Raw genomic sequence first — 17,269 nt, 5'->3', positions numbered from 1 at the left:
CCTTTGCTGCCACTCCATGTTCGGCTTTCTTAAACAGGTGGGCGACTACACCCGTGATGCGGTGAGCGCTAGCAAAAACATCGCCCAGGGGTTATCGGTAACCTTCGATCACCTGCGCCGCAGGCCGATAACTGTGCAATACCCCTACGAAAAACTGATTCCCTCTGAGCGCTATCGGGGCAGGATTCACTTTGAATTTGATAAGTGCATTGCCTGTGAGGTTTGTGTAAGGGTGTGCCCAATCAACCTGCCCGTGGTGGATTGGGTGATGAATAAGGCCACTAAGAAAAAAGAACTGCGCAATTATTCAATTGATTTTGGTGTGTGTATTTTTTGTGGAAATTGCGTGGAATATTGCCCCACTAATTGTTTATCGATGACTGAGGAATACGAAATGGCCGCCTTTGATCGCCATAGCCTCAATTACGACAACGTGGCCCTTGGCAGGCTGCCCACCAGCGTTACCAGCGACCCGGCAGTGCAAGCCCTTAGGGAACTGGCCTACCTGCCCAAAGGTGAAATGGATCCCCATGGAGTGGATCCAAGCCGCCCCAGGGCAGGCAAACTACCGGCTGAATTGCTAGCCGGCATGGCTAAATCTGAGGATCAAAGCTGATGCCACCCATTGCTGAAATCACAGAACTAATTGTTTTTGTTCTGCTCGCTGGCGCCGTTGTTATTGGTGCTTTAGGGGTGGTGCTGCTACCCAATATTGTGTATGCCGCCTTTTTACTGGGTGGTGTGTTCCTGGCGGTGGCCGGGCTCTATTTAATGCTTAATGCCAGCTTTATTGCAGCAGCTCAGGTGCTCATTTATGTGGGCGCCGTTAATGTGTTGATCCTGTTTGCGATCATGCTCGTTAACAAAAAAGAAGCCATGGCTGCATCCCCTGGCATGGGCTTAAGGCGCTTGCTTTCAAGTGGTGTTTGCCTTGGCTTACTAACTCTGCTGCTGCGGGTGGCATTCACCACCCCTTGGGCAACACCCGGACCCCAATCCATCGGTGAAGATGCGGTTATTCGCTTAGGTGAGCATTTCTTTAGCGACTACCTACTGCCATTTGAACTTGCATCAGTGCTGCTGCTGATGGCGATGATTGGCGCGATTGTGTTGGCCCGCAGGGATGTGTTTGCCACCGATGTGGGCACTGGAGAAGCGGTTGATCAAGCCCTAATTGAAAAAGCCCGCAGCCCCCTATTAGTAGAAAAAACAACCATGGAGCAATCAACACGATGACAAACCTCTCAGTGCCACTAGAGGCCTATCTAACGGTGGCAGCACTGTTGTTTTGCATAGGGGTATGGGGCTTAATCAATAGCCGCAATGCGGTGCGGGTATTGATGAGTATTGAACTGATGTTGAACGGAGTAAATATTAATTTAATGGCTTTCTCCAGCTACCTAGATGGCAATGAAATTCGCGGCCAAGTTTATGCAATTTTCGTAATCACAGTGGCGGCAGCAGAGGCGGCGGTGGGCTTGGCGATTTTGCTTTCCCTATATCGCAACCGCGACACGGTGGATATGGAGCAATTCAACCTGCTGCGCTGGTAATTCCGCATGGAACTAAACCACGTTTGGGTGGTGTTTCGCAGCGGTAGCCAAAGCGCTGAACGCATGGCCCGCCGTTGCGCTGAACTGCTGCGGCTGCGCGGTTCCCAAGTAACCATTGCCATGAGTGGCTTAAATGCCAATCCCTTTCCAGGCCTACTGGCCGAAGGGGAATTACCAAATTTGGTGCTTGTTTTGGGGGGCGATGGCACGGTGCTGGGGGCCGCCCGCTACATGGGGCCCTTGGGGGTGCCACTACTCAGCTTCAACGTTGGCGGGCACCTTGGTTTTCTCACCCACGAAAGCAGTTTGCTCAGCAACCTGCTGGCGGAAGATGGCAATGGCCTTTGCCAACGGCTGCTCGATTGTCATTACGCCCTCGAACGCCGTTTGATGTTGCAGGCCAGTATCGATCGTGGCGATGGCATACCTGATAGTGGCGACCATCAAGACAGCCAAGGCCAACCCTGTCATCTGGCTTTGAATGATTTCTATATGCGTCCGGCCCAGGAGGAGTCGTCGCCCACCTGCAGGTTGGAACTAGAAATTGATGCGGAAGTGGTTGGTCAATACCAAGGTGATGGCTTGATCATTGCCACACCCACGGGTTCCACCGGCTATGCCATGGCAGCGGGTGGGCCGATCCTGCATCCTTCAATTGATGCGATCGTTGTTAACCCAATTTGTCCGATGAGCCTCTCCAGCAGGCCGGTGGTGGTGCCCCCCCGCTCGGTGTTGGCGATTTGGCCCCTAGGGGAAAGCAATCGGCGGGTGAAGCTTTGGAAAGATGGTGCCCTTGCTTCCGTATTGGAACCCGGTGATCGCTGTGTGATTCGTCAGGCTGATCACCACGCGCTCTTGGTGTCGTTGGATCAACAACCCTCCTATTTCAGTAATCTCAGCCACAAGCTGCATTGGGCCGGCAGCCTCAGTGATGCGATGCCATCTCAAAACTAAGCAACTAATCCAACCATGGGCTTAGAAATTGAACGGCGATTTTTTGTTATTAATGATGGCTGGCAACCATTGGTGCAACGGTCAGAACCCTTGCAGCAGGGCTACCTCAGCCAAGGCAGCAGTGGTTTCACCGTAAGGGTGCGCTGCAGCGCAGAGGAAGCCTGGCTCACATTGAAGGCACCCACCGCTGATGTGGTGGTGCGCCATGAATTTGAACTGGCCATGCCCCATGGGGAAGCAAAGCAATTATTATCATTAGCCCCATGCAAATTACAAAAAATTCGCCATCACCTTCACCTGGCTGGTGGTGATTGGGTGGTAGATGTATTTGAGGAGGAAAATGCACCCCTGATTATTGCAGAAGTGGAATTAACTACAGCAGATAGCAACATTAATATTCCAGATTGGTGCGGCGAAGAAATCAGCGATAGGGGTGATTTAAGCAATGCTGCGCTAGCTTTAAATCCCTGGGGCCATAGAACTTAAAACTAATTAAATTCAACACCTAGCGCCTCTAATATCTGCTGAAATTGCGCATTATTCAATTCTGGAAAAATCGGCAAACTGAGCACTTCAGAAGCCAAGCGCTCAGTAACTGGCAGGCTGCCGGGGCCATAGCCAAGATCAACATAGGCGGGTTGGCGATGAATTGGAATTGGATAATAAATAATTGTGTTTACACCACGCTGTTGCAATTGACTCTGCAACCAATTGCGGCAACGGCCTTCAGGTAGGCCATGCATCTCACTGGTGGGGCAAGCAATACAAGTTGCTGAATGTGCATTGTCACAAGCATTAGCGCCATTCGGGCAGGCCGGAATACGCAATACAAATTGATTCCAACTATGGCCTTCAGGGCCAGGATCTGGCACTTGCAGATTGGCTAAATCGCTAAGGGAAGCAAGGTAGGCGCTGGCTATGGCCCGGCGGCGCTGGATCCACTCCTGCAATTTGGGTAATTTCACAAGCAGCACCGCCGCCTGCAGGGCATCAAGGCGGCTGTTGTAGCCAAGATTCGTGTGTAAATAGCGCTTCGGCATACCGTGCACTGCCAATTCCCTCACCCTTTGGGCCAGGGCCCCATCACGGCAGGTAACAGCTCCGCCATCTCCCGCTGCACCAAGGTTTTTGGTGGGGAAAAAACTAAAGCAACCGGCATCCCCCCAACTACCAACCGCTCTACCAGCCCAGCTAGCACCGGTGGCTTGGGCGCAATCCTCCACCACCAATAGGTTGTGGCGATTAGCCAATTGCATCAACCGCTCCATATCCACTGGTCGGCCAAATAAATGGACGGGCAACAGCGCTTTGGTGGCGGGGGTAATGGCAGCTTCCACCTGATCCAAATCGATCAAATAGGTGCTGGGGTTTACATCTACAAAAACCGGCGTGGCTCCCACGGCGCTGATCGCTTCTGCCGTAGCAAAAAAGCTGAATGAACTGGTGATCACCTCATCGCCAACCCCCACATCAAGGGCCCGCAAAGCAAGCACTAGGGCATCGGTGCCGCTGTTGCAGCCAATCGCATAGGGCACATCACAAGCAGCCGCAAATGCTTCTTCAAAGCTGGCAATAACTGGCCCGCCTATGTATTGACCACTGCGGAGCACCTGGAGCACCGCCTGATCGAGCTCCTCCCCCAGCTCGGCCAGCTGAACACTCAGATCAAAGGGAGGAATTGCCATGGGGCCCACCTTAAATGCTCCATGGATGCCCCTTGCCGAAAATTGTTGTTTAACACCATGGATATGCCCTGGAAAGCCTTAGCCATTGGCGGTGCTTTGATATTTGTGGCCGTAGTTGGCACCAGCAAATCGCCATTGGGCTGGAAAACCTATCCCCTAAGCCGCCATGAACCCCACGACGGCCTTGCGGTAGTTAATCAACCGGATGGCTATGGCATCCACATTTGGTTAGACACCAACACCACTGAAGCTGGCATTTGCAAACCACGCTGGACTGCCGATCCCGCCCGCCTATTCAATGGCAATGGATCCTCACCTTTTAGTTCAGGCCTAGCCAGCCGCAGGGAATTTTTTGAGGCAGTGGGCCATTGGCAAGTGAAAAACCAGTTGCGGCACGAAAGCGAAGCGCTTTGTAAAAGCCGCGCTCCAGAGGCAAGCTTCCAATGGCAAAGCCCGCCCCGCAGGGCATCTGAAGTGGTGGCTGAACCCCTGCCAGCCCTTCAAGAGCAAGACCTGCTGCCGGATCCAAATCTGATCCGGGAAGAGGAGCAAAAAATGCTAGAGGGCAGCAAACTTTGAATTATTCATTGATGAACTGTTCACGCAATAAAGGTTCAGCTAATTTCCAAAACTTCGTGAACCTTTGCAATTGGGGTGGGCTGGGCAAATCAACAAATGGTTCACAAGCCACTTCAACCACAGGAAGCTGTTGCTGCAGAGCGGCAATGATACTTTTTAAATGTGGATCCAATGGGGCTTGAGTTAGCACACCATCGCAACCACAGCGTTTAGCAAATGCTTGAATTTCAAGCACCGGATCACCATTGCGCAACACCAGAGGCAATTCCAGAAGGCTTTCATATACAAAACCCAGCCGTTTTAAACCGATCTGTCCATCCTCAATGCAGCCTCGATCAAATACAAATAAGCCAGGCGCCTCAGGCCAGGCACGCCAGAGGGGATTGGCGGGACCCAAGCTCTCTTGATGGATCCAAAGCAAAGGTTTAACTAACTTTTCTTTACCTAAATTATGATTAGCTAAATTACTATTTTCTGCCCGCAACTTGTTGTCATTTGATTTATTAGTGTTAGGCTGTACTGGAATAAAAAGCTGCCCCTGAATCTGTTCATAGCTACCATCGAATGGGCAGGAATTCACCATCGCGCAACTGCGGCAAAAGCTATCGCCAGCATATTTCTCCAAGTTGGCCCGATTAAATACATAGGGCTTAGCGCTAAAACAACTTGCCACCCACTGCCAGCTGAGGTTATTGCTAGCTGGATCTGCATCGATCAAGTGCTGCAAAAACCATCGGGCGCCCATTTGCCATCGCACTCGGCGCCAGTGCACCACATAGGCAGCAAGCCAGAGCCTGGCATGGTTATGGAGCCAGCCAGTGTTAACTAGTTGCCGTTGAAAAGCATCAATGCAAGCAAGTTTTGTTTCACCATTGCGCAGATCTAAAGGTAGCGAATCGCCATAACTTTCGGCTGAATGACCTGTTTTAAGCTCTTCAATATTTTGCCAAATGCCGTCTCCAATTTGTTGCCACACCCGCTGCCAAAAATCTCGCCAAGCCAACTCGCTAATTAATTTTTCTTGATCCCGCCAGGGTCGCTTTTGATCAACCAACCATTGCTTTAATTCTGCTAAACCCAACAGGCCGTGGCGGATATATGGCGAGAGTTGCGTAACCGCCCCTTTTAAAAAATTACGGCTGCGGCCATAGGCCAGAGGATCCACCCGGCGCAGGGCTAGTTCCGCCGCCTTGCGGCCACCAATAACTGGGCTCAGCTGGCCATCAATGGCAGCCGCAGCTGGAAATTCCTGGCGCAGGTATTGCAGCAGGCAATTGCGATCGGGGAAGCCCCGGGTTAAGTCGCCCTGTTCGGGTAGAGGCAGGGATCGATGCAGGGCCATTTCCCCATGCTGCCGCCGCTGGGGGAGAATCGCCTAATAGTTGGTGCCTTTTCCATGCTCCTTGATCTCCGCGGCAAGAAAGCCCTAGTTACCGGTATTGCAAATAACAAATCAATCGCCTGGGGTATTGCCCAGCAGCTGCATCGGGCAGGCTGTGAATTAGGGGTTACCTACCTACCCGATGAAAAGGGCCGATTTGAAGGCAAGGTGCGTGAACTCACCGCACCACTGGCACCAAGCTTGTTTGAACCCCTCAATGTGCAGGATCCAGACCAAATTGAGGCCGTTTTCAAGCGGGTTGCCGAGCAATGGGGTTCCATTGATGTGCTGGTGCACTGCCTTGCCTTTGCTGGCAAGGAGGAATTGATTGGTGATTACAGCGCCATCAGCCCCGAGGGTTTTAGCCGAGCCCTTGAGGTGAGCGCCTATTCATTGGCTCCCCTATGCCGCTTTGCCAAACCGCTTTTTAATCCGGGTGGGAGTGTGATCACCTTGAGTTATTTGGGTTCTGAGCGGGCGATCCCCAATTACAACGTGATGGGTGTTGCTAAAGCGGCCCTAGAGGCATCTGTGCGCTATCTAGCTGCTGAATTGGGGCCAGAAAAACAAGTGCGGGTGAATGCAATCAGTGCAGGCCCAATCCGCACATTGGCCAGTAGTGCCATCGGCGGCATCCTCGACATGATTCACAATGTTGAAGAAAAGGCGCCCCTACGCCGCACAGTTAGCCAAGAGGAAGTTGGCAACACTGCAGCCTTTTTGGCTAGCCCATTGAGTTCAGGAATTACAGGCCAAGTGCTCTATGTGGATGCTGGTTACTGCATAACAGGTATGTGAAATGGGCAAAAATAGTTTTTAATAAAACTAAGCTTGAACTGAATCCAGCCAGTCAATTTCACCTGTATCAAGGTCGTAGTGGCCGGTTTTCACCAGCAATGAACCAGCGCGCACCCGATCTGTTAATAACACACTGGAATTAACCAAATTACAGCCGGATTGCATTGCATTAGCCCTGCAGGCCCGATCAAGAAGGATATCCTTTGAATTTTGATCTTGATAAGCTTGATTTTCAGGTAGCACTCCGCCCGCCATTAATTGCATCCGCACCTGGCCCACAACCTGGCCGAGGGCAGGGGGCAAATGTGTTGAAAAATCAAGGGCAGCAGACACGGCACCACAACGTTCATGGCCCAACACAATTATTAAACCAATACCCAAATGCGCCACGGCATACTCCAAAGAGCCGATCGCTGAAGTGAAAACCGTATTACCAGCACTGCGAACCACAAATAAATCACCAAGGCCCGCATCAAATAACAATTCCAACGGCACCCGTGAATCAGCGCAGCCCAGCACCGCTGCCATGGGGTGTTGCCCTGCAGCCACTTGATGTAACCGCTCAACACTGGAGTGGGGATGAAGCGAATGGCCATCCAAAAAGCGTTGGTGACCATCTAACAACAATTCAAAAACTTGCTGGGGATTTTGTTGCAACGGGGATGCGGCGACCATAGGGAGATAATCTTTGTGTAAACAGATTATCCCCCGTGCTTCATCCCGTTGGCCGTTGGTCGTTCCTTGTGATGGCTTGGTGGATAGTTAAATCGATGGGCAAAGAAATATTATTTGCCCTAGTGCTTTGCTTTATCAGCATTCCAATAGCTCCTAATCTGGCCAAACAAATATTGCCTGAGATACTTTTACCGGTGCTGGGCATATCAGTTTCTGTATTTACTGCATTTAGAAACACTCAGGCCTACAACCGTTGGTGGGAAGCACGAACCCTTTGGGGCGGCCTGGTTAACGGCAGCCGCAACTGGCGCAACGGCTTGCTGGCGCTACTACCAAACGACAGCGATAGAACAGCGGAATTAAACAAACTTTTAGGGCTACAAGTATTACTTGTTTGGACCTTAAACGGAGAGCTAAGAGGCTCTTATCATCCCACTTGTGCCCCCAAAATAGATGATCTACGCCAACAGCTTGGCCTTGGCAAGAACAGCAGCAGTCAGGATTTATTGCAATTATTGTCTGCTGAGCTTCTTAAGTTGTGCGACCTTGGCCGCATTGACGGCCTCGGGCGGCTCAACTTACTAAACGTTCAGAAAGAAACATGCAACTTCCTGGGTGGGCTTGAGCGCATTCGCAATCAGCCACTACCCGCATCCTATGATCTCTTTATCAAAGCAATTGTGTGGATATTTGGTTATTTATTATTTATTCGCCTTGATTCCATGCACGATCCAGGCGGTGCCCTTATTGGCTTTCTTTGCCTATTTGGTTTTGTTTTGGCAGAAAGGCTTGGTGCCTACACGGAAAATCCATTTGTTGATGGAATATTTGGCCTACCCATGAATCGCATTTGCGCCACGATTAGCAGTAATCTGCTAACTGCTAATCACCCGCTTGCCACACCCCCGCAAAATCAATCTGCACTCATCTGGACCTAACAGCATGACCAAAAACCGCCAGGGCCAGGTGCATCGCACAACCGCTGAAACGAATGTGCAAGTGCAACTAAATCTCGATGGCACTGGCCGCTGCCAAGTGAGCACTGGGGTGGCTTTTCTTGATCACATGCTCAACCAGCTCGCCAGCCACGGCCTGCTGGATTTGGAGATCACTGCCGTTGGCGACACCCATATTGATGATCACCACAGCAATGAAGACGTTGGTATTGCCGTGGGGCAAGCCCTAAGCCAAGCCCTGGGGGATCGGCGCGGCATCCAGCGTTTTGGACACTTTGTGGCCCCCCTCGATGAGGCCCTTGTGCAGGTGGCCCTTGATTGCAGTGGTAGGCCCCACCTCAGCTATGGCTTGCAAATACCCGCCGCCAAAATCGGCAGCTACGACACCGAATTGGTGAAGGAATTTTTTGTAGCCGTAGTGAATAATTCCGGCCTAACCCTGCACATCCGCCAGTTGGCTGGCGTTAATTCACACCACATCGTGGAAGCCTGCTTTAAAGCCTTTGCAAGGGCCTTGCGCCTGGCGGTTGAAATTGATCCGCGCCGGGCAGGGGCCATACCCAGCAGCAAAGGGGTTTTGGAGCAGGCGGGCCAAGCCCACACTTAACACTCCGTTACGCGAGGATGGCGGCAGCTTTGAGCTCGCCATGACAGTTGCCTATAGCCGTGCCGATTGGGCCAGTGCCTTTCGCAACGTGGGGCAAGAGCTCACTGGCGCCGCCCTCAAAGCAACTAGCGGTTCAATACCCAAGGAACTAGCGGGCACCCTCTACCGCAATGGCCCTGGCCGTTTAGAGCGCGGCGGCCATTGGGTGCATCATCCCTTTGATGGTGATGGCATGGTTACGGCCCTGCGCTTTCACCAGCAAGGGGTTGAGTTAAGTAATCGCTTTGTGCGCACGGAAGGCTGGCTGGCGGAGGAGAAAGCAAACAAAGTTTTATATCGGGGCGTATTTGGCAGTAAAAAACCAGGCGGACTGTTAGCAAATGCCTTTGATCTCCGCTTAAAAAATATTGCAAATACCCATGTTGTACGCCTAGGTGATCAACTGTTAGCCCTTTGGGAAGCAGCTGAGCCCTATGCCCTTGATCCAATCAGTTTAGAAACCAAAGGCCTCTGTTTGCTGGATGGAGTGCTCAAACCCGGAGAGGCATTCAGCGCCCATCCCCGCTTTGATCCAGGCCACCATGGCAAAGAAAAGATGGTTACTTTTGGTGTAAAAACTGGCCCGCGCAGTTCCATACGTTTAATGGAATTTGCCTGCAAAGCCGATCCAAGCAATGGAATTAAAGCTGGACAATTACTACACGATCGCCAAGACACATTTCCAGGTTTTGCCTTTCTGCATGATTTTGCAATTACACCGAATTGGGCAATATTTCTACAAAATGCGATTGCATTTAATCCATTGCCTTTTGTTTTTGGCCAAAAGGGTGCAGCCCAATGCCTGCAATCAAAAGCGGGCGGTGAAGCCCAATTCTGGTTAATTCCAAGGGCGGAAGGAGCCCATGCCGGCGAGCAGCCCAGGCTGATACCCGCACCAGCTGGATTTGTTTTTCACCACCTAAATGCATGGGAGGATGGCAATAATTTAGTAGTTGAAAGTATTTACTATGCAGATTTCCCCTCGATTGGCCCAGATCAAGATTTCCGAGAGGTTGATTTTGATTTAATCCCAGAGGGCCTTTTAGAGCGCTGCAGTATCAACCTAGAAACCAACAGCGTTGAAACCGAAAGATTAAGTGAACGCTGCTGCGAATTTGCGATGGTCAATCCACACAAAGAAGGTGAAAAAGCCCGCTACGGATGGATGGCAATAGCCGAAAGGGAACAGGGCAATGCTCCGTTGCAAGCAATTAAAAAGCTTGATTTATTTAATGGCTCCAAACACATTTGGAGTGCTGGCCCCAAGGGTTTTGTTAGCGAGCCTATTATGGTGCCAAGGCCTGATTCAGCCATAGAAGATGACGGCTGGGTGTTGTGCATTGTGTGGAACGGTGCACGCTGCGCCAGCGACTTAGTAATTCTCAATGCCGCTGATTTAAGTGAAGAGGCAATTGTGGAATTACCGCTTGCAATTCCCTATGGCTTACATGGCAGCTGGGTTGATGCTTAATAGTTCTTGCAATTCTGGCAATAATCGAGCAAAAGCTTTGCCGCGATGGCCAACAAGTGCTTTTGTTTCTTTATCTAATTGTGCATAGCTTAAAGTTAGTTTAGGCACTAAAAATATTGGGTCATAACCAAAACCGCCCTCACCTATGGGCTGCTTAAGGACTTCGCCATTACAGCAACCCTCCACCTCCAAAACAACCCTACCGCTAGGATCTGAAAGGGCTAAAGCAGCAACAAATTGGGCAGTGCGGTCAGATTCTGGATTTAAAAGTTGGGCCTGCTCAAGTTCTATCAACAAGCGATTAATTCTTTCCGAATCGGAGTTTGCATAACGGGCCGAATATATGCCAGGTGCACCGTTAAGAGCGTTTACGCTAAGCCCCGAATCATCGGCGAGGGCCCATTCCCCTGTGGCAAGGGCTGCCGCAACCGCTTTTATGCGTGCATTAGCTGCAAAGCTATTGCCGGATTCATCCACATCTAAATCCTGTGGTTGCCCTGCAATCACTAGCGGCAAATCAACTAGCAATGCCTCAAACTCCCTGAGCTTGCCAATGTTATTGGTTGCAATGATAAGTTTACTAAAATCAAAAGAAGTCGCTTCAATCATTTTATCAAGATTAGCTATTTCCCAAGGTAAGCTATTATCAAGGTAGTGTAAAGCCAGAGGTATTGAGGTGCTTTAGATCAAGCATCACAATGCTTAGCCAGGCCAGCAGAGCAAAACCACCTAATCCAGCCAAGGTAATCAAGGGGCCAGCCCAGGGGGCGGATTTTTTGTTGTTATCAGCCAAGGGTAGGTTTTGAGCAATGAATTCGAATTCTAATGCATATCACGGGCAATTTTAGCAAAATGTACTATACTTTTAAAGGGCTTATGAGCAAAGGCTTGTTTAGCTGTAAGCATATTTAATCTTTTTAACTTCTAACTACTTTCCAGGCAAATAAATGAGCGTTAGCGTGATCACCCCCACCAGGCTTTTGCCTGATCGGCTTGATATGCTGGTGGAACTTAACGCAAGCCTTAGCAGTAATAACTGCGATGTGGAACATGTAATTGTTATAGACGGTAAAGATGCCGCAAATTTACCTGGTGATCTTGCCAAGCAAGCAACCATCATTTCAACCGCAAGGCCCATCGGGCAAGCGGCGGCGCGCAATTTAGGTTTGGTTATTGCCCGTGGCAATTGGATCACAAGCGCCGACGATGACGACTGGCTATATCCCCTATCAATAGATAAAAGATTAGCGGCTATTAACAGCTCTCAAGCTGCTAAGTGGGCTGCGGGCTACTGCACCGATGACCACAAACTCGATCCAATAATTATCGCAGCAGGCCCCAGCTCCGCCGGGGATGTTTGGCGCGCTTGGCCCACACCAAAAGCAAGTATTCCGCTCGGCCCCACAACTCTCCTGGTTGAATCGAACCTTTTAAAAAGTGTGGGCGGCTGGATGGGGCTTCCCCAGGGGGAAGATATAGGCATGATGGTCGCGGTTACATCAACGGCACCGGGTATTATTGTTGATTCCTATGTGTATCACATACGCATTCACCCTGGCCAAATGACTAAAACCACTTGGTTTGATGAATTAGAACTTCTATCCCGCAATGCCGCCTGGGCGCGGGGTGAAAATATCATCAAGCAATCGAATAAATTAACTTCAAATGCATCGGTAGCAACTGGATCAGTGATAACTGGTTCAATTCCAACTTTAAATCACGCCTCTGCAAACTGCTGAGCCCATTTCAATACAAGCGCAACCCTTTCAGGATCTGGCGCTTCGCAATAAAGCCTGAGCAAGGGTTCCGTACCTGAAAAACGCAGCATCAACCAATGGTTTAAGCCCAACCTTAATTTCAAGCCATCGGTGCGGATGTATTCCTTAACTGCAACACCGGCCACCTCAGCTGGTGGTGCCTCTGCCAATTGCTGCTCAAGCCGCCGCCTACTCGCCATATCTTTAAGGCGTAGATCTAAGCGATCATAAAAACTGGCCCCGCCGCAACGGGCTTGCAATTGATCCAACCTTTCGCCCAGGGGCTTACCACCCTCCACCAAAGCCTCGAGCAATAGCAGTGCCGCAAAGGGGGCGTCCCGTTCTGGCAGGTGCATGCCAAAACCAACCCCGCCGGATTCCTCACCGCCAACCAACACTTCAGAGCTCAACATTTCAGTGGCAATATATTTAAATCCCACCGGCATCTCCAAAACTTCCCTACCCAGATCTTCAGCCACCAACTGCATTAAATCCGATCCACTAACCGTTTTCACCACCTTGCCTGGCAGATTCCTTGCCCTGGCGAGATGGTCAATAAATAAGGGCATTAATAACTGCGTACTGCAATATCTTCCCCGTTCATCGATTGCGGCAATCCGATCACCATCTCCATCAAAAACAATTCCCACTGCTGGTTTAGCCGCTGCCGTGGATTGTTTTACAGCTGTTATTAATTCACTCAAATAAGGAGCTAATGGTTCAGGGGGATTTCCGCCAAATAATGGATCGCGATTTGAGCGTATTTCCTGCACATTATTGCCAAGTAATGCAGGTAAACCGCCGGCGGCAGAACCATGCATTGGATCAACAATCACGGCAATATTCATTGCTTCTAGGCCGTGGCTTAGGGCCTTGAGATCTATTTTGCTGCGCAGGCCCTTTAAATATTCAGCCCAACCATCGAAACATTCGGTTTCTCCCGCTTCCGCCACGCTGATGCCACCAGCAGCTAAACGTTTTTCCACCCTGGCGGTGAATTCCGGCTCCACCGAACCACCAAAATGGCCCTTGATCTTTAAACCCAACCATTCAGCGGGGTTATGGCTTGCCGTAATCACTAAACCGCCCAAGGCTTTGCGCTCCACCACCGCCCAACTAACCGCGGGGGTGGGTAGAGGCTCTTGGGCCAGCAGCGGCTCTAAACCCACGCCGCGCACTGCCGCTGCAATGGCAGCCCCTAATTCAGGGGCAAGGAACCGTCGATCAAAACCAATTATCACCGTGCGGCTATCAAGCCCTGCGGGGGCGGAATGGGCCAATTCCGCTGCTGCGGCTGCAGCTACCCGCAATAAACGCTCCAGGGTTATGTCTACGCCGAGGATGCCGCGCCAGCCATCGGTGCCAAAGGCGATTGGAGCTGCCTCCAACGGCAGAGGAACAGAGGCCATCAGGCTGGATTCAGCTGGCCATAGTGTGGGTGATCAATACCGCCGCTAGGGGTTGGCAGGTGCCGGAGACCCAGCTGCTCACCGACCGGCAATTGCGTAGCTGGCTGCGCTGCCACCGCAAAGCCTGGCTCGATCGCCACGGCAACCCCAATGAAAAAATCTGGAATCCCCATCGGGCTCTGCAGTTAGCCGACCAGGAACTGCGCTTGCAAGCGCAAATGCAAAATCCAGGCGCCATCAGGCAAATGCTGCTGCAGCACGGCCGATTGCTCGGTAGACCCACCTTGCTCTTGCGTAGGCCAAAAGCCAGCCAACTGGGCAACTTCAGTTATCAACCTGCACTACTGCAGCCGGGCCGCCACGGCACCCGCGAACATCGGCTCACCCTTGCTTTTTGGGGTCGTTTAGTGGAACACCACCAGGGCGCTGCCGTATCCCACGGACTACTGATCACCCCCCAAGGTCAACAGGAGCCGGTGAACTTAAGCGGCCAAATCAGCCGTCAACTGGATCAAGCCCTTAGCCGCGTTGCCATCGACCTTCAACAAAAACAAGCACCACCCCTCACCCAAGACCGCAAAAAGTGCACCCTTTGCTGCTGGCGCCGCAGTTGCAACCAAGTGGCAGAGGCCGCAGGGGAGTTGAGCCAAGTGAGCGGGATTGGCGGTAAGCGTCAAGAGCTACTACAGCAACTGGGTATTGCCAACCGCGCCGCCCTTGCCGCCATCGATCCCAATCGCTTGATGGCGCAACTGGAAGCCAATGGTGAACAACGCCCGGAATTAGCGCTGGAATTGATTGCCCAGGCCAGGGTGCAGGAAGCAGGCCAGGCTGAACGCCTAAGCCAAGCTGATGAAAATGGCCTGCCTGAATTAGCTACGGCACCAGGCGTTTTGATCTACGACATCGAATCCGACCCCGATGCCAGAGATGATTTCTTACACGGCTTTTTAATCCTGCGCAGGGGTGCCAAGCCTGAATGGCCCAGCGCGGCTAACGCCTCCTACCGGCCCCTGCTCGCCCTCCAACACCATGGCGAAGCTCGCCTATGGCTGCGGCTGCAACGCCTTTTTGCCGCCTACCCAGGCTGGCCGGTGTTGCACTACGGCGAAACAGAGGCCATTGCCCTGAGCCGGTTAGCCGCAAGGCAGGGTGCTGAAGCGCCGCTGGGGTTGATCGACCTCCATAAAAGGGTGCGGCAACACTGGCGTTTACCCGTGGATAGCTACGGCCTTAAGGCCGTAGCCAGCTGGCGGGGTTTTCGCTGGAGCCAACCAACAGCGGAGGGCGCCCGTTGCGTGCTCTGGTGGCGCCAATGGTTAGCTCGCGGTAATCGCCACCAACTAAAACGCATATTTCAATACAACCGCGACGACTGCCTTGCCACCTGGGCAGTGGCTCACTGGCTGTTAAACAGCACCGCCTCCGGCAGCGACAACTGAACACCTGCCAATTCCTGGCATTGCCACCAATCACGGCGAATTAGGGCAAGGCCCCAATTGGCTTGGCAGGAACTCACCGTGCCAGCCCGTTCACCGCCGGGGCCAAAGAGCTTGGCTCCCGTTTCTGGGATGTTTACCCCTGGTGGTGCATAAAAACGGCGTAGTTGCTGCTTTAGCCCAGATCTGGATTGCAATTTTGCAAGGGTTTCTTGGCCTAAATAACAACCTTTTTCAAGGCTTACCCGCTCGTTAAGGCCCAATTCAAATGGATTTAAGCCTGCATTTAGTTCGCCAGGTACGGCTGGAATGCCCTGGCGAAAGCGCAACCATTCCTGCTCAGGGGCCGTTAATTGCTTCACCTGCTGCAGCGCTTCCGGCAGGGGCGCTTCTGGTGGCAGCAGCCAATGGCGGCCCGGTAAACCCCAACCCGCTTGAGTTGGGGGCCCCTCCGCCTCCACTAAGCCATGCCAAATCAATTGCTCTGGCTGTTGCAAGTGCACCTGATCCGCCGGAAAAATAACCCGATCCAAAGCGCGATAAACCTCAGCGCCCACCCCTGCGGTAACCAGCAATTCCGCTCCGTCAACTGTTGCTGATACCTCACCAAGGGCAAACAACCAGGCTGTGGCATTGAGGCAACAGGTGGAACGCTGCTGCCCAGGCGCTAAATCCAAAAGAGCTTGGCTGGTTTGGCCGTGGAGTAATCGCAAGCTGCCCTGGCCCTGCATTGGCAAGCGGGTTACTTCAAAACAAAACCGCCAGGGCAATGGCATCAAGGCCCATGGATTCAAATCTTCACTAGCCATGGGCGGCAGCAACCTCAGTGAGGCGATAAAGCGAATGCAATTGCAAAGCTTCGGCCCCTAGGGCTGCTTCACCACCCTCCTCTCGATCAACAATCGCCACCACCCGTTGCACCACATAGCCTGCCGCCCGCAATTGATGCACCGCCTTAAGGGCTGAGCCACCAGTGGTAACAACATCTTCCAAAAGGGTGATCAATGAACCGGTTGGGGGTAAGGGGCCTTCAAGCCAAGCGCCGGTGCCATGGCCCTTTGCTTCTTTACGCACGATCAATGCATCGAGGTTGCGGCCGGCTAAGGCAGCAGCATGGGCAACCCAGCTCACCATTGGATCAGCCCCAAGGGTGAGCCCTGCCACAGCTAGCGCTTCAGGCTCCACCAGCTCCAACAGCCGCGGTGCCAAAAGCAGGGCACCTCTACCGCTAAGGGTTACTGGTTTGCAATTCACATAGTGCTCACTGCTGGCACCGGAAGCCAAGGTGAACTGGCCACGCCGATAGGCATGGATCGCCAGTAGTTGAAGTAGGGGATCAGCGCTCAAAATTGCTCACTGGCGAAATGGATGCTTTGTTTTTAACCTGGCCCGTAAGCAAGGTGGCACCAAGCATGAATTTCAGCTCCCGCTGCACCCTGTTGGGACTGCTTGGCCTTGCAGCCATTACTAACAGCTCCAGTGCAATTGCTGGCCCTGTGGTGTGCACCACCAGTTTTGAAGCACCATCCGCCAGCAGCGTTGATTCAAAACTGATGCCTGTGGAGGTAACCCGTTGCGGTGCAGTGCAAACCAGCAATGAATTAATCGAACAACGCTTTTTCTCCTACAGCTCCCCCTATGCCAGAGGCATTGATATCACCCATCAAATCACCGATATCCTCGGCATCAGCATGGGTGGTGGCGATGGCACCAAGGTGATGGGTTTTGGTTTTCCCGATCAAACCATCGTTTGGGACGGCAGTGCCGTTGAAAACACCACCAAGGCCCTCATGCAAGAGCAAAGCAAACCGATTCCCCTGCGGGTGGCTGATAGCCCCAACAACATGGGTAAATAGAATCTGGAAGAATAGAAACGTGGGGGTCTAGCAATCTGGTGAATGCAGCGAACTCATAATTCGCCTTAGCCGAGTTCGATCCTCGGGACCCCCATTCCAATTTTTCGCTC

The 17,269-nt window shown here is 52.1% G+C and carries 21 protein-coding genes and 1 tRNA gene; 14 read left to right on the top strand and 8 right to left on the bottom strand.

Annotated features, from left to right (window positions below):
* The first annotated feature begins 16 nt into the window (after positions 1 to 16).
* Genes ndhI through KBY68_RS07555 form a run of 5 tightly spaced genes read left to right on the top strand, consistent with a single transcriptional unit; the run spans position 17 to position 2,993 of the window.
* Positions 17 to 616, top strand: coding sequence for an NAD(P)H-quinone oxidoreductase subunit I (gene ndhI / locus KBY68_RS07575; RefSeq protein ID WP_255096588.1), 600 nt, complete (start codon positions 17 to 19; stop codon positions 614 to 616).
* A complete protein-coding gene (locus KBY68_RS07570; RefSeq protein WP_106498862.1) occupies positions 616 to 1,236 on the top strand; it encodes an NADH-quinone oxidoreductase subunit J in 621 nt (206 codons plus the stop codon). Before ndhI ends, KBY68_RS07570 begins: the two co-directional genes overlap by 1 nt.
* Entirely contained in the window at positions 1,233 to 1,553 is a 321-nt protein-coding gene (nuoK, locus tag KBY68_RS07565; RefSeq protein WP_161955792.1) for an NADH-quinone oxidoreductase subunit NuoK, read from the top strand. The genes KBY68_RS07570 and nuoK overlap by 4 nt, the downstream gene beginning before the upstream one ends.
* Positions 1,554 to 1,559: 6 nt before the next feature.
* Positions 1,560 to 2,507 carry an NAD(+) kinase gene (locus tag KBY68_RS07560; RefSeq protein ID WP_255096587.1) on the top strand — a complete coding sequence of 316 codons (948 nt, stop codon included), beginning with the start codon at positions 1,560 to 1,562 and terminating at the stop codon, positions 2,505 to 2,507.
* Between the two features lie 15 nt (positions 2,508 to 2,522).
* Positions 2,523 to 2,993 carry a CYTH domain-containing protein gene (locus tag KBY68_RS07555; RefSeq protein WP_255096586.1) on the top strand — a complete coding sequence of 157 codons (471 nt, stop codon included), beginning with the start codon at positions 2,523 to 2,525 and terminating at the stop codon, positions 2,991 to 2,993.
* Between the two features lie 2 nt (positions 2,994 to 2,995).
* Here KBY68_RS07555 and KBY68_RS07550 read toward each other — a convergent pair whose 3' ends face one another.
* Positions 2,996 to 4,192 carry a DegT/DnrJ/EryC1/StrS family aminotransferase gene (locus tag KBY68_RS07550; protein WP_255096585.1) on the bottom strand — a complete coding sequence of 399 codons (1,197 nt, stop codon included), beginning with the start codon at positions 4,190 to 4,192 and terminating at the stop codon, positions 2,996 to 2,998.
* 57 nt (positions 4,193 to 4,249) lie between these two features.
* Here KBY68_RS07550 and KBY68_RS07545 point away from each other — a divergent pair, with 57 nt between their 5' ends.
* Positions 4,250 to 4,771 carry a hypothetical protein gene (locus KBY68_RS07545; protein ID WP_315855655.1) on the top strand — a complete coding sequence of 174 codons (522 nt, stop codon included), beginning with the start codon at positions 4,250 to 4,252 and terminating at the stop codon, positions 4,769 to 4,771.
* 1 nt (position 4,772) lies between these two features.
* On the opposite strand, the gene KBY68_RS07540 is transcribed toward KBY68_RS07545, so the two are convergent.
* Positions 4,773 to 6,113 carry an FAD-binding domain-containing protein gene (locus tag KBY68_RS07540; RefSeq protein ID WP_255096584.1) on the bottom strand — a complete coding sequence of 447 codons (1,341 nt, stop codon included), beginning with the start codon at positions 6,111 to 6,113 and terminating at the stop codon, positions 4,773 to 4,775.
* 54 nt (positions 6,114 to 6,167) lie between these two features.
* Here KBY68_RS07540 and fabI point away from each other — a divergent pair, with 54 nt between their 5' ends.
* Positions 6,168 to 6,950 carry an enoyl-ACP reductase FabI gene (fabI, locus tag KBY68_RS07535; RefSeq protein ID WP_255096583.1) on the top strand — a complete coding sequence of 261 codons (783 nt, stop codon included), beginning with the start codon at positions 6,168 to 6,170 and terminating at the stop codon, positions 6,948 to 6,950.
* 27 nt (positions 6,951 to 6,977) lie between these two features.
* On the opposite strand, the gene KBY68_RS07530 is transcribed toward fabI, so the two are convergent.
* On the bottom strand, positions 6,978 to 7,625 hold the full coding sequence (locus KBY68_RS07530; RefSeq protein ID WP_255096582.1) for a carbonic anhydrase: 648 nt from the start codon (positions 7,623 to 7,625) through the stop codon (positions 6,978 to 6,980).
* 35 nt (positions 7,626 to 7,660) lie between these two features.
* Here KBY68_RS07530 and KBY68_RS07525 point away from each other — a divergent pair, with 35 nt between their 5' ends.
* From KBY68_RS07525 to KBY68_RS07515, 3 genes are read left to right on the top strand one after another with little or no spacing between them, the layout of a single operon-like run.
* Positions 7,661 to 8,563, top strand: coding sequence for a bestrophin family protein (locus KBY68_RS07525; protein ID WP_255096580.1), 903 nt, complete (start codon positions 7,661 to 7,663; stop codon positions 8,561 to 8,563).
* 4 nt (positions 8,564 to 8,567) lie between these two features.
* Positions 8,568 to 9,188 carry an imidazoleglycerol-phosphate dehydratase HisB gene (gene hisB / locus KBY68_RS07520; RefSeq protein ID WP_255096578.1) on the top strand — a complete coding sequence of 207 codons (621 nt, stop codon included), beginning with the start codon at positions 8,568 to 8,570 and terminating at the stop codon, positions 9,186 to 9,188.
* A 40-nt stretch (positions 9,189 to 9,228) separates the two neighbouring features.
* The gene (locus tag KBY68_RS07515; RefSeq protein ID WP_255096576.1) at positions 9,229 to 10,698 is read left to right on the top strand and encodes a carotenoid oxygenase family protein; all 1,470 of its coding nucleotides are present in this window, start codon (positions 9,229 to 9,231) and stop codon (positions 10,696 to 10,698) included.
* On the opposite strand, the gene rdgB is transcribed toward KBY68_RS07515, so the two are convergent.
* On the bottom strand, positions 10,672 to 11,307 hold the full coding sequence (gene rdgB, locus KBY68_RS07510) for an RdgB/HAM1 family non-canonical purine NTP pyrophosphatase (RefSeq protein WP_255096574.1): 636 nt from the start codon (positions 11,305 to 11,307) through the stop codon (positions 10,672 to 10,674). The two genes, KBY68_RS07515 and rdgB, sit on opposite strands and share 27 nt — an antisense overlap.
* 37 nt (positions 11,308 to 11,344) lie before the next feature.
* Positions 11,345 to 11,491, bottom strand: coding sequence for a hypothetical protein (locus KBY68_RS07505; protein ID WP_255096573.1), 147 nt, complete (start codon positions 11,489 to 11,491; stop codon positions 11,345 to 11,347).
* Positions 11,492 to 11,645: 154 nt separating this feature from the next.
* Here KBY68_RS07505 and KBY68_RS07500 point away from each other — a divergent pair, with 154 nt between their 5' ends.
* Entirely contained in the window at positions 11,646 to 12,437 is a 792-nt protein-coding gene (locus tag KBY68_RS07500; protein WP_255096572.1) for a glycosyltransferase family 2 protein, read from the top strand.
* On the opposite strand, the gene KBY68_RS07495 is transcribed toward KBY68_RS07500, so the two are convergent.
* Positions 12,416 to 13,864: a phosphohexomutase domain-containing protein gene (locus KBY68_RS07495; RefSeq protein ID WP_255096571.1), complete on the bottom strand. Its 1,449-nt coding sequence runs from the start codon at positions 13,862 to 13,864 to the stop codon at positions 12,416 to 12,418. The genes KBY68_RS07500 and KBY68_RS07495 overlap by 22 nt on opposite strands.
* 29 nt (positions 13,865 to 13,893) lie before the next feature.
* On the opposite strand from KBY68_RS07495, the gene KBY68_RS07490 reads away from it, so the two are divergent.
* Positions 13,894 to 15,306: a TM0106 family RecB-like putative nuclease gene (locus KBY68_RS07490; protein WP_255096570.1), complete on the top strand. Its 1,413-nt coding sequence runs from the start codon at positions 13,894 to 13,896 to the stop codon at positions 15,304 to 15,306.
* Here the strand turns inward: KBY68_RS07490 and ygfZ are convergent.
* Positions 15,264 to 16,112, bottom strand: a complete 849-nt coding sequence (ygfZ, locus tag KBY68_RS07485; RefSeq protein WP_255096568.1) for a CAF17-like 4Fe-4S cluster assembly/insertion protein YgfZ — start codon at positions 16,110 to 16,112, stop codon at positions 15,264 to 15,266. The genes KBY68_RS07490 and ygfZ overlap by 43 nt on opposite strands.
* Complete coding sequence (gene pyrE, locus KBY68_RS07480; RefSeq protein ID WP_106498876.1) at positions 16,105 to 16,653, bottom strand: orotate phosphoribosyltransferase; 549 nt, start codon at positions 16,651 to 16,653, stop codon at positions 16,105 to 16,107. Before pyrE ends, ygfZ begins: the two co-directional genes overlap by 8 nt.
* Here pyrE and KBY68_RS07475 point away from each other — a divergent pair.
* Positions 16,653 to 17,159, top strand: a complete 507-nt coding sequence (locus KBY68_RS07475) for an Occludin/ELL family protein (protein ID WP_255096567.1) — start codon at positions 16,653 to 16,655, stop codon at positions 17,157 to 17,159. The genes pyrE and KBY68_RS07475 overlap by 1 nt on opposite strands.
* Positions 17,160 to 17,180: 21 nt before the next feature.
* Positions 17,181 to 17,253: transfer RNA gene (locus KBY68_RS07470), tRNA-Ile, on the top strand.
* Positions 17,254 to 17,269 lie beyond the last annotated feature (16 nt).

The sequence above is a fragment of the Synechococcus lacustris Maggiore-St4-Slac genome, assembly GCF_024345595.1.
In the GTDB taxonomy this organism is placed as follows: Bacteria; Cyanobacteriota; Cyanobacteriia; order PCC-6307; family Cyanobiaceae; genus Synechococcus_D; species Synechococcus_D lacustris.
This window is presented reverse-complemented; position numbering and strand designations above follow the sequence as displayed.

Bases quoted from the DNA above. Each gene is read 5' to 3' on its own strand.
- ygfZ (WP_255096568.1), bottom strand. From the start codon at position 16,112: ATGGCTAGTGAAGATTTGAATCCATGGGCCTTGATGCCATTGCCCTGG.
- fabI (WP_255096583.1), top strand. From the start codon at position 6,168: ATGCTCCTTGATCTCCGCGGCAAGAAAGCCCTAGTTACCGGTATTGCA.
- KBY68_RS07550 (WP_255096585.1), bottom strand. From the start codon at position 4,192: ATGGCAATTCCTCCCTTTGATCTGAGTGTTCAGCTGGCCGAGCTGGGG.
- ndhI (WP_255096588.1), top strand. From the start codon at position 17: ATGTTCGGCTTTCTTAAACAGGTGGGCGACTACACCCGTGATGCGGTG.
- KBY68_RS07570 (WP_106498862.1), top strand. From the start codon at position 616: ATGCCACCCATTGCTGAAATCACAGAACTAATTGTTTTTGTTCTGCTC.
- KBY68_RS07500 (WP_255096572.1), top strand. From the start codon at position 11,646: ATGAGCGTTAGCGTGATCACCCCCACCAGGCTTTTGCCTGATCGGCTT.
- rdgB (WP_255096574.1), bottom strand. From the start codon at position 11,307: ATGATTGAAGCGACTTCTTTTGATTTTAGTAAACTTATCATTGCAACC.
- nuoK (WP_161955792.1), top strand. From the start codon at position 1,233: ATGACAAACCTCTCAGTGCCACTAGAGGCCTATCTAACGGTGGCAGCA.
- KBY68_RS07530 (WP_255096582.1), bottom strand. From the start codon at position 7,625: ATGGTCGCCGCATCCCCGTTGCAACAAAATCCCCAGCAAGTTTTTGAA.
- KBY68_RS07540 (WP_255096584.1), bottom strand. From the start codon at position 6,113: ATGGCCCTGCATCGATCCCTGCCTCTACCCGAACAGGGCGACTTAACC.
- KBY68_RS07495 (WP_255096571.1), bottom strand. From the start codon at position 13,864: ATGGCCTCTGTTCCTCTGCCGTTGGAGGCAGCTCCAATCGCCTTTGGC.
- hisB (WP_255096578.1), top strand. From the start codon at position 8,568: ATGACCAAAAACCGCCAGGGCCAGGTGCATCGCACAACCGCTGAAACG.
- KBY68_RS07545 (WP_315855655.1), top strand. From the start codon at position 4,250: ATGGATATGCCCTGGAAAGCCTTAGCCATTGGCGGTGCTTTGATATTT.
- KBY68_RS07515 (WP_255096576.1), top strand. From the start codon at position 9,229: ATGACAGTTGCCTATAGCCGTGCCGATTGGGCCAGTGCCTTTCGCAAC.
- KBY68_RS07555 (WP_255096586.1), top strand. From the start codon at position 2,523: ATGGGCTTAGAAATTGAACGGCGATTTTTTGTTATTAATGATGGCTGG.
- KBY68_RS07560 (WP_255096587.1), top strand. From the start codon at position 1,560: ATGGAACTAAACCACGTTTGGGTGGTGTTTCGCAGCGGTAGCCAAAGC.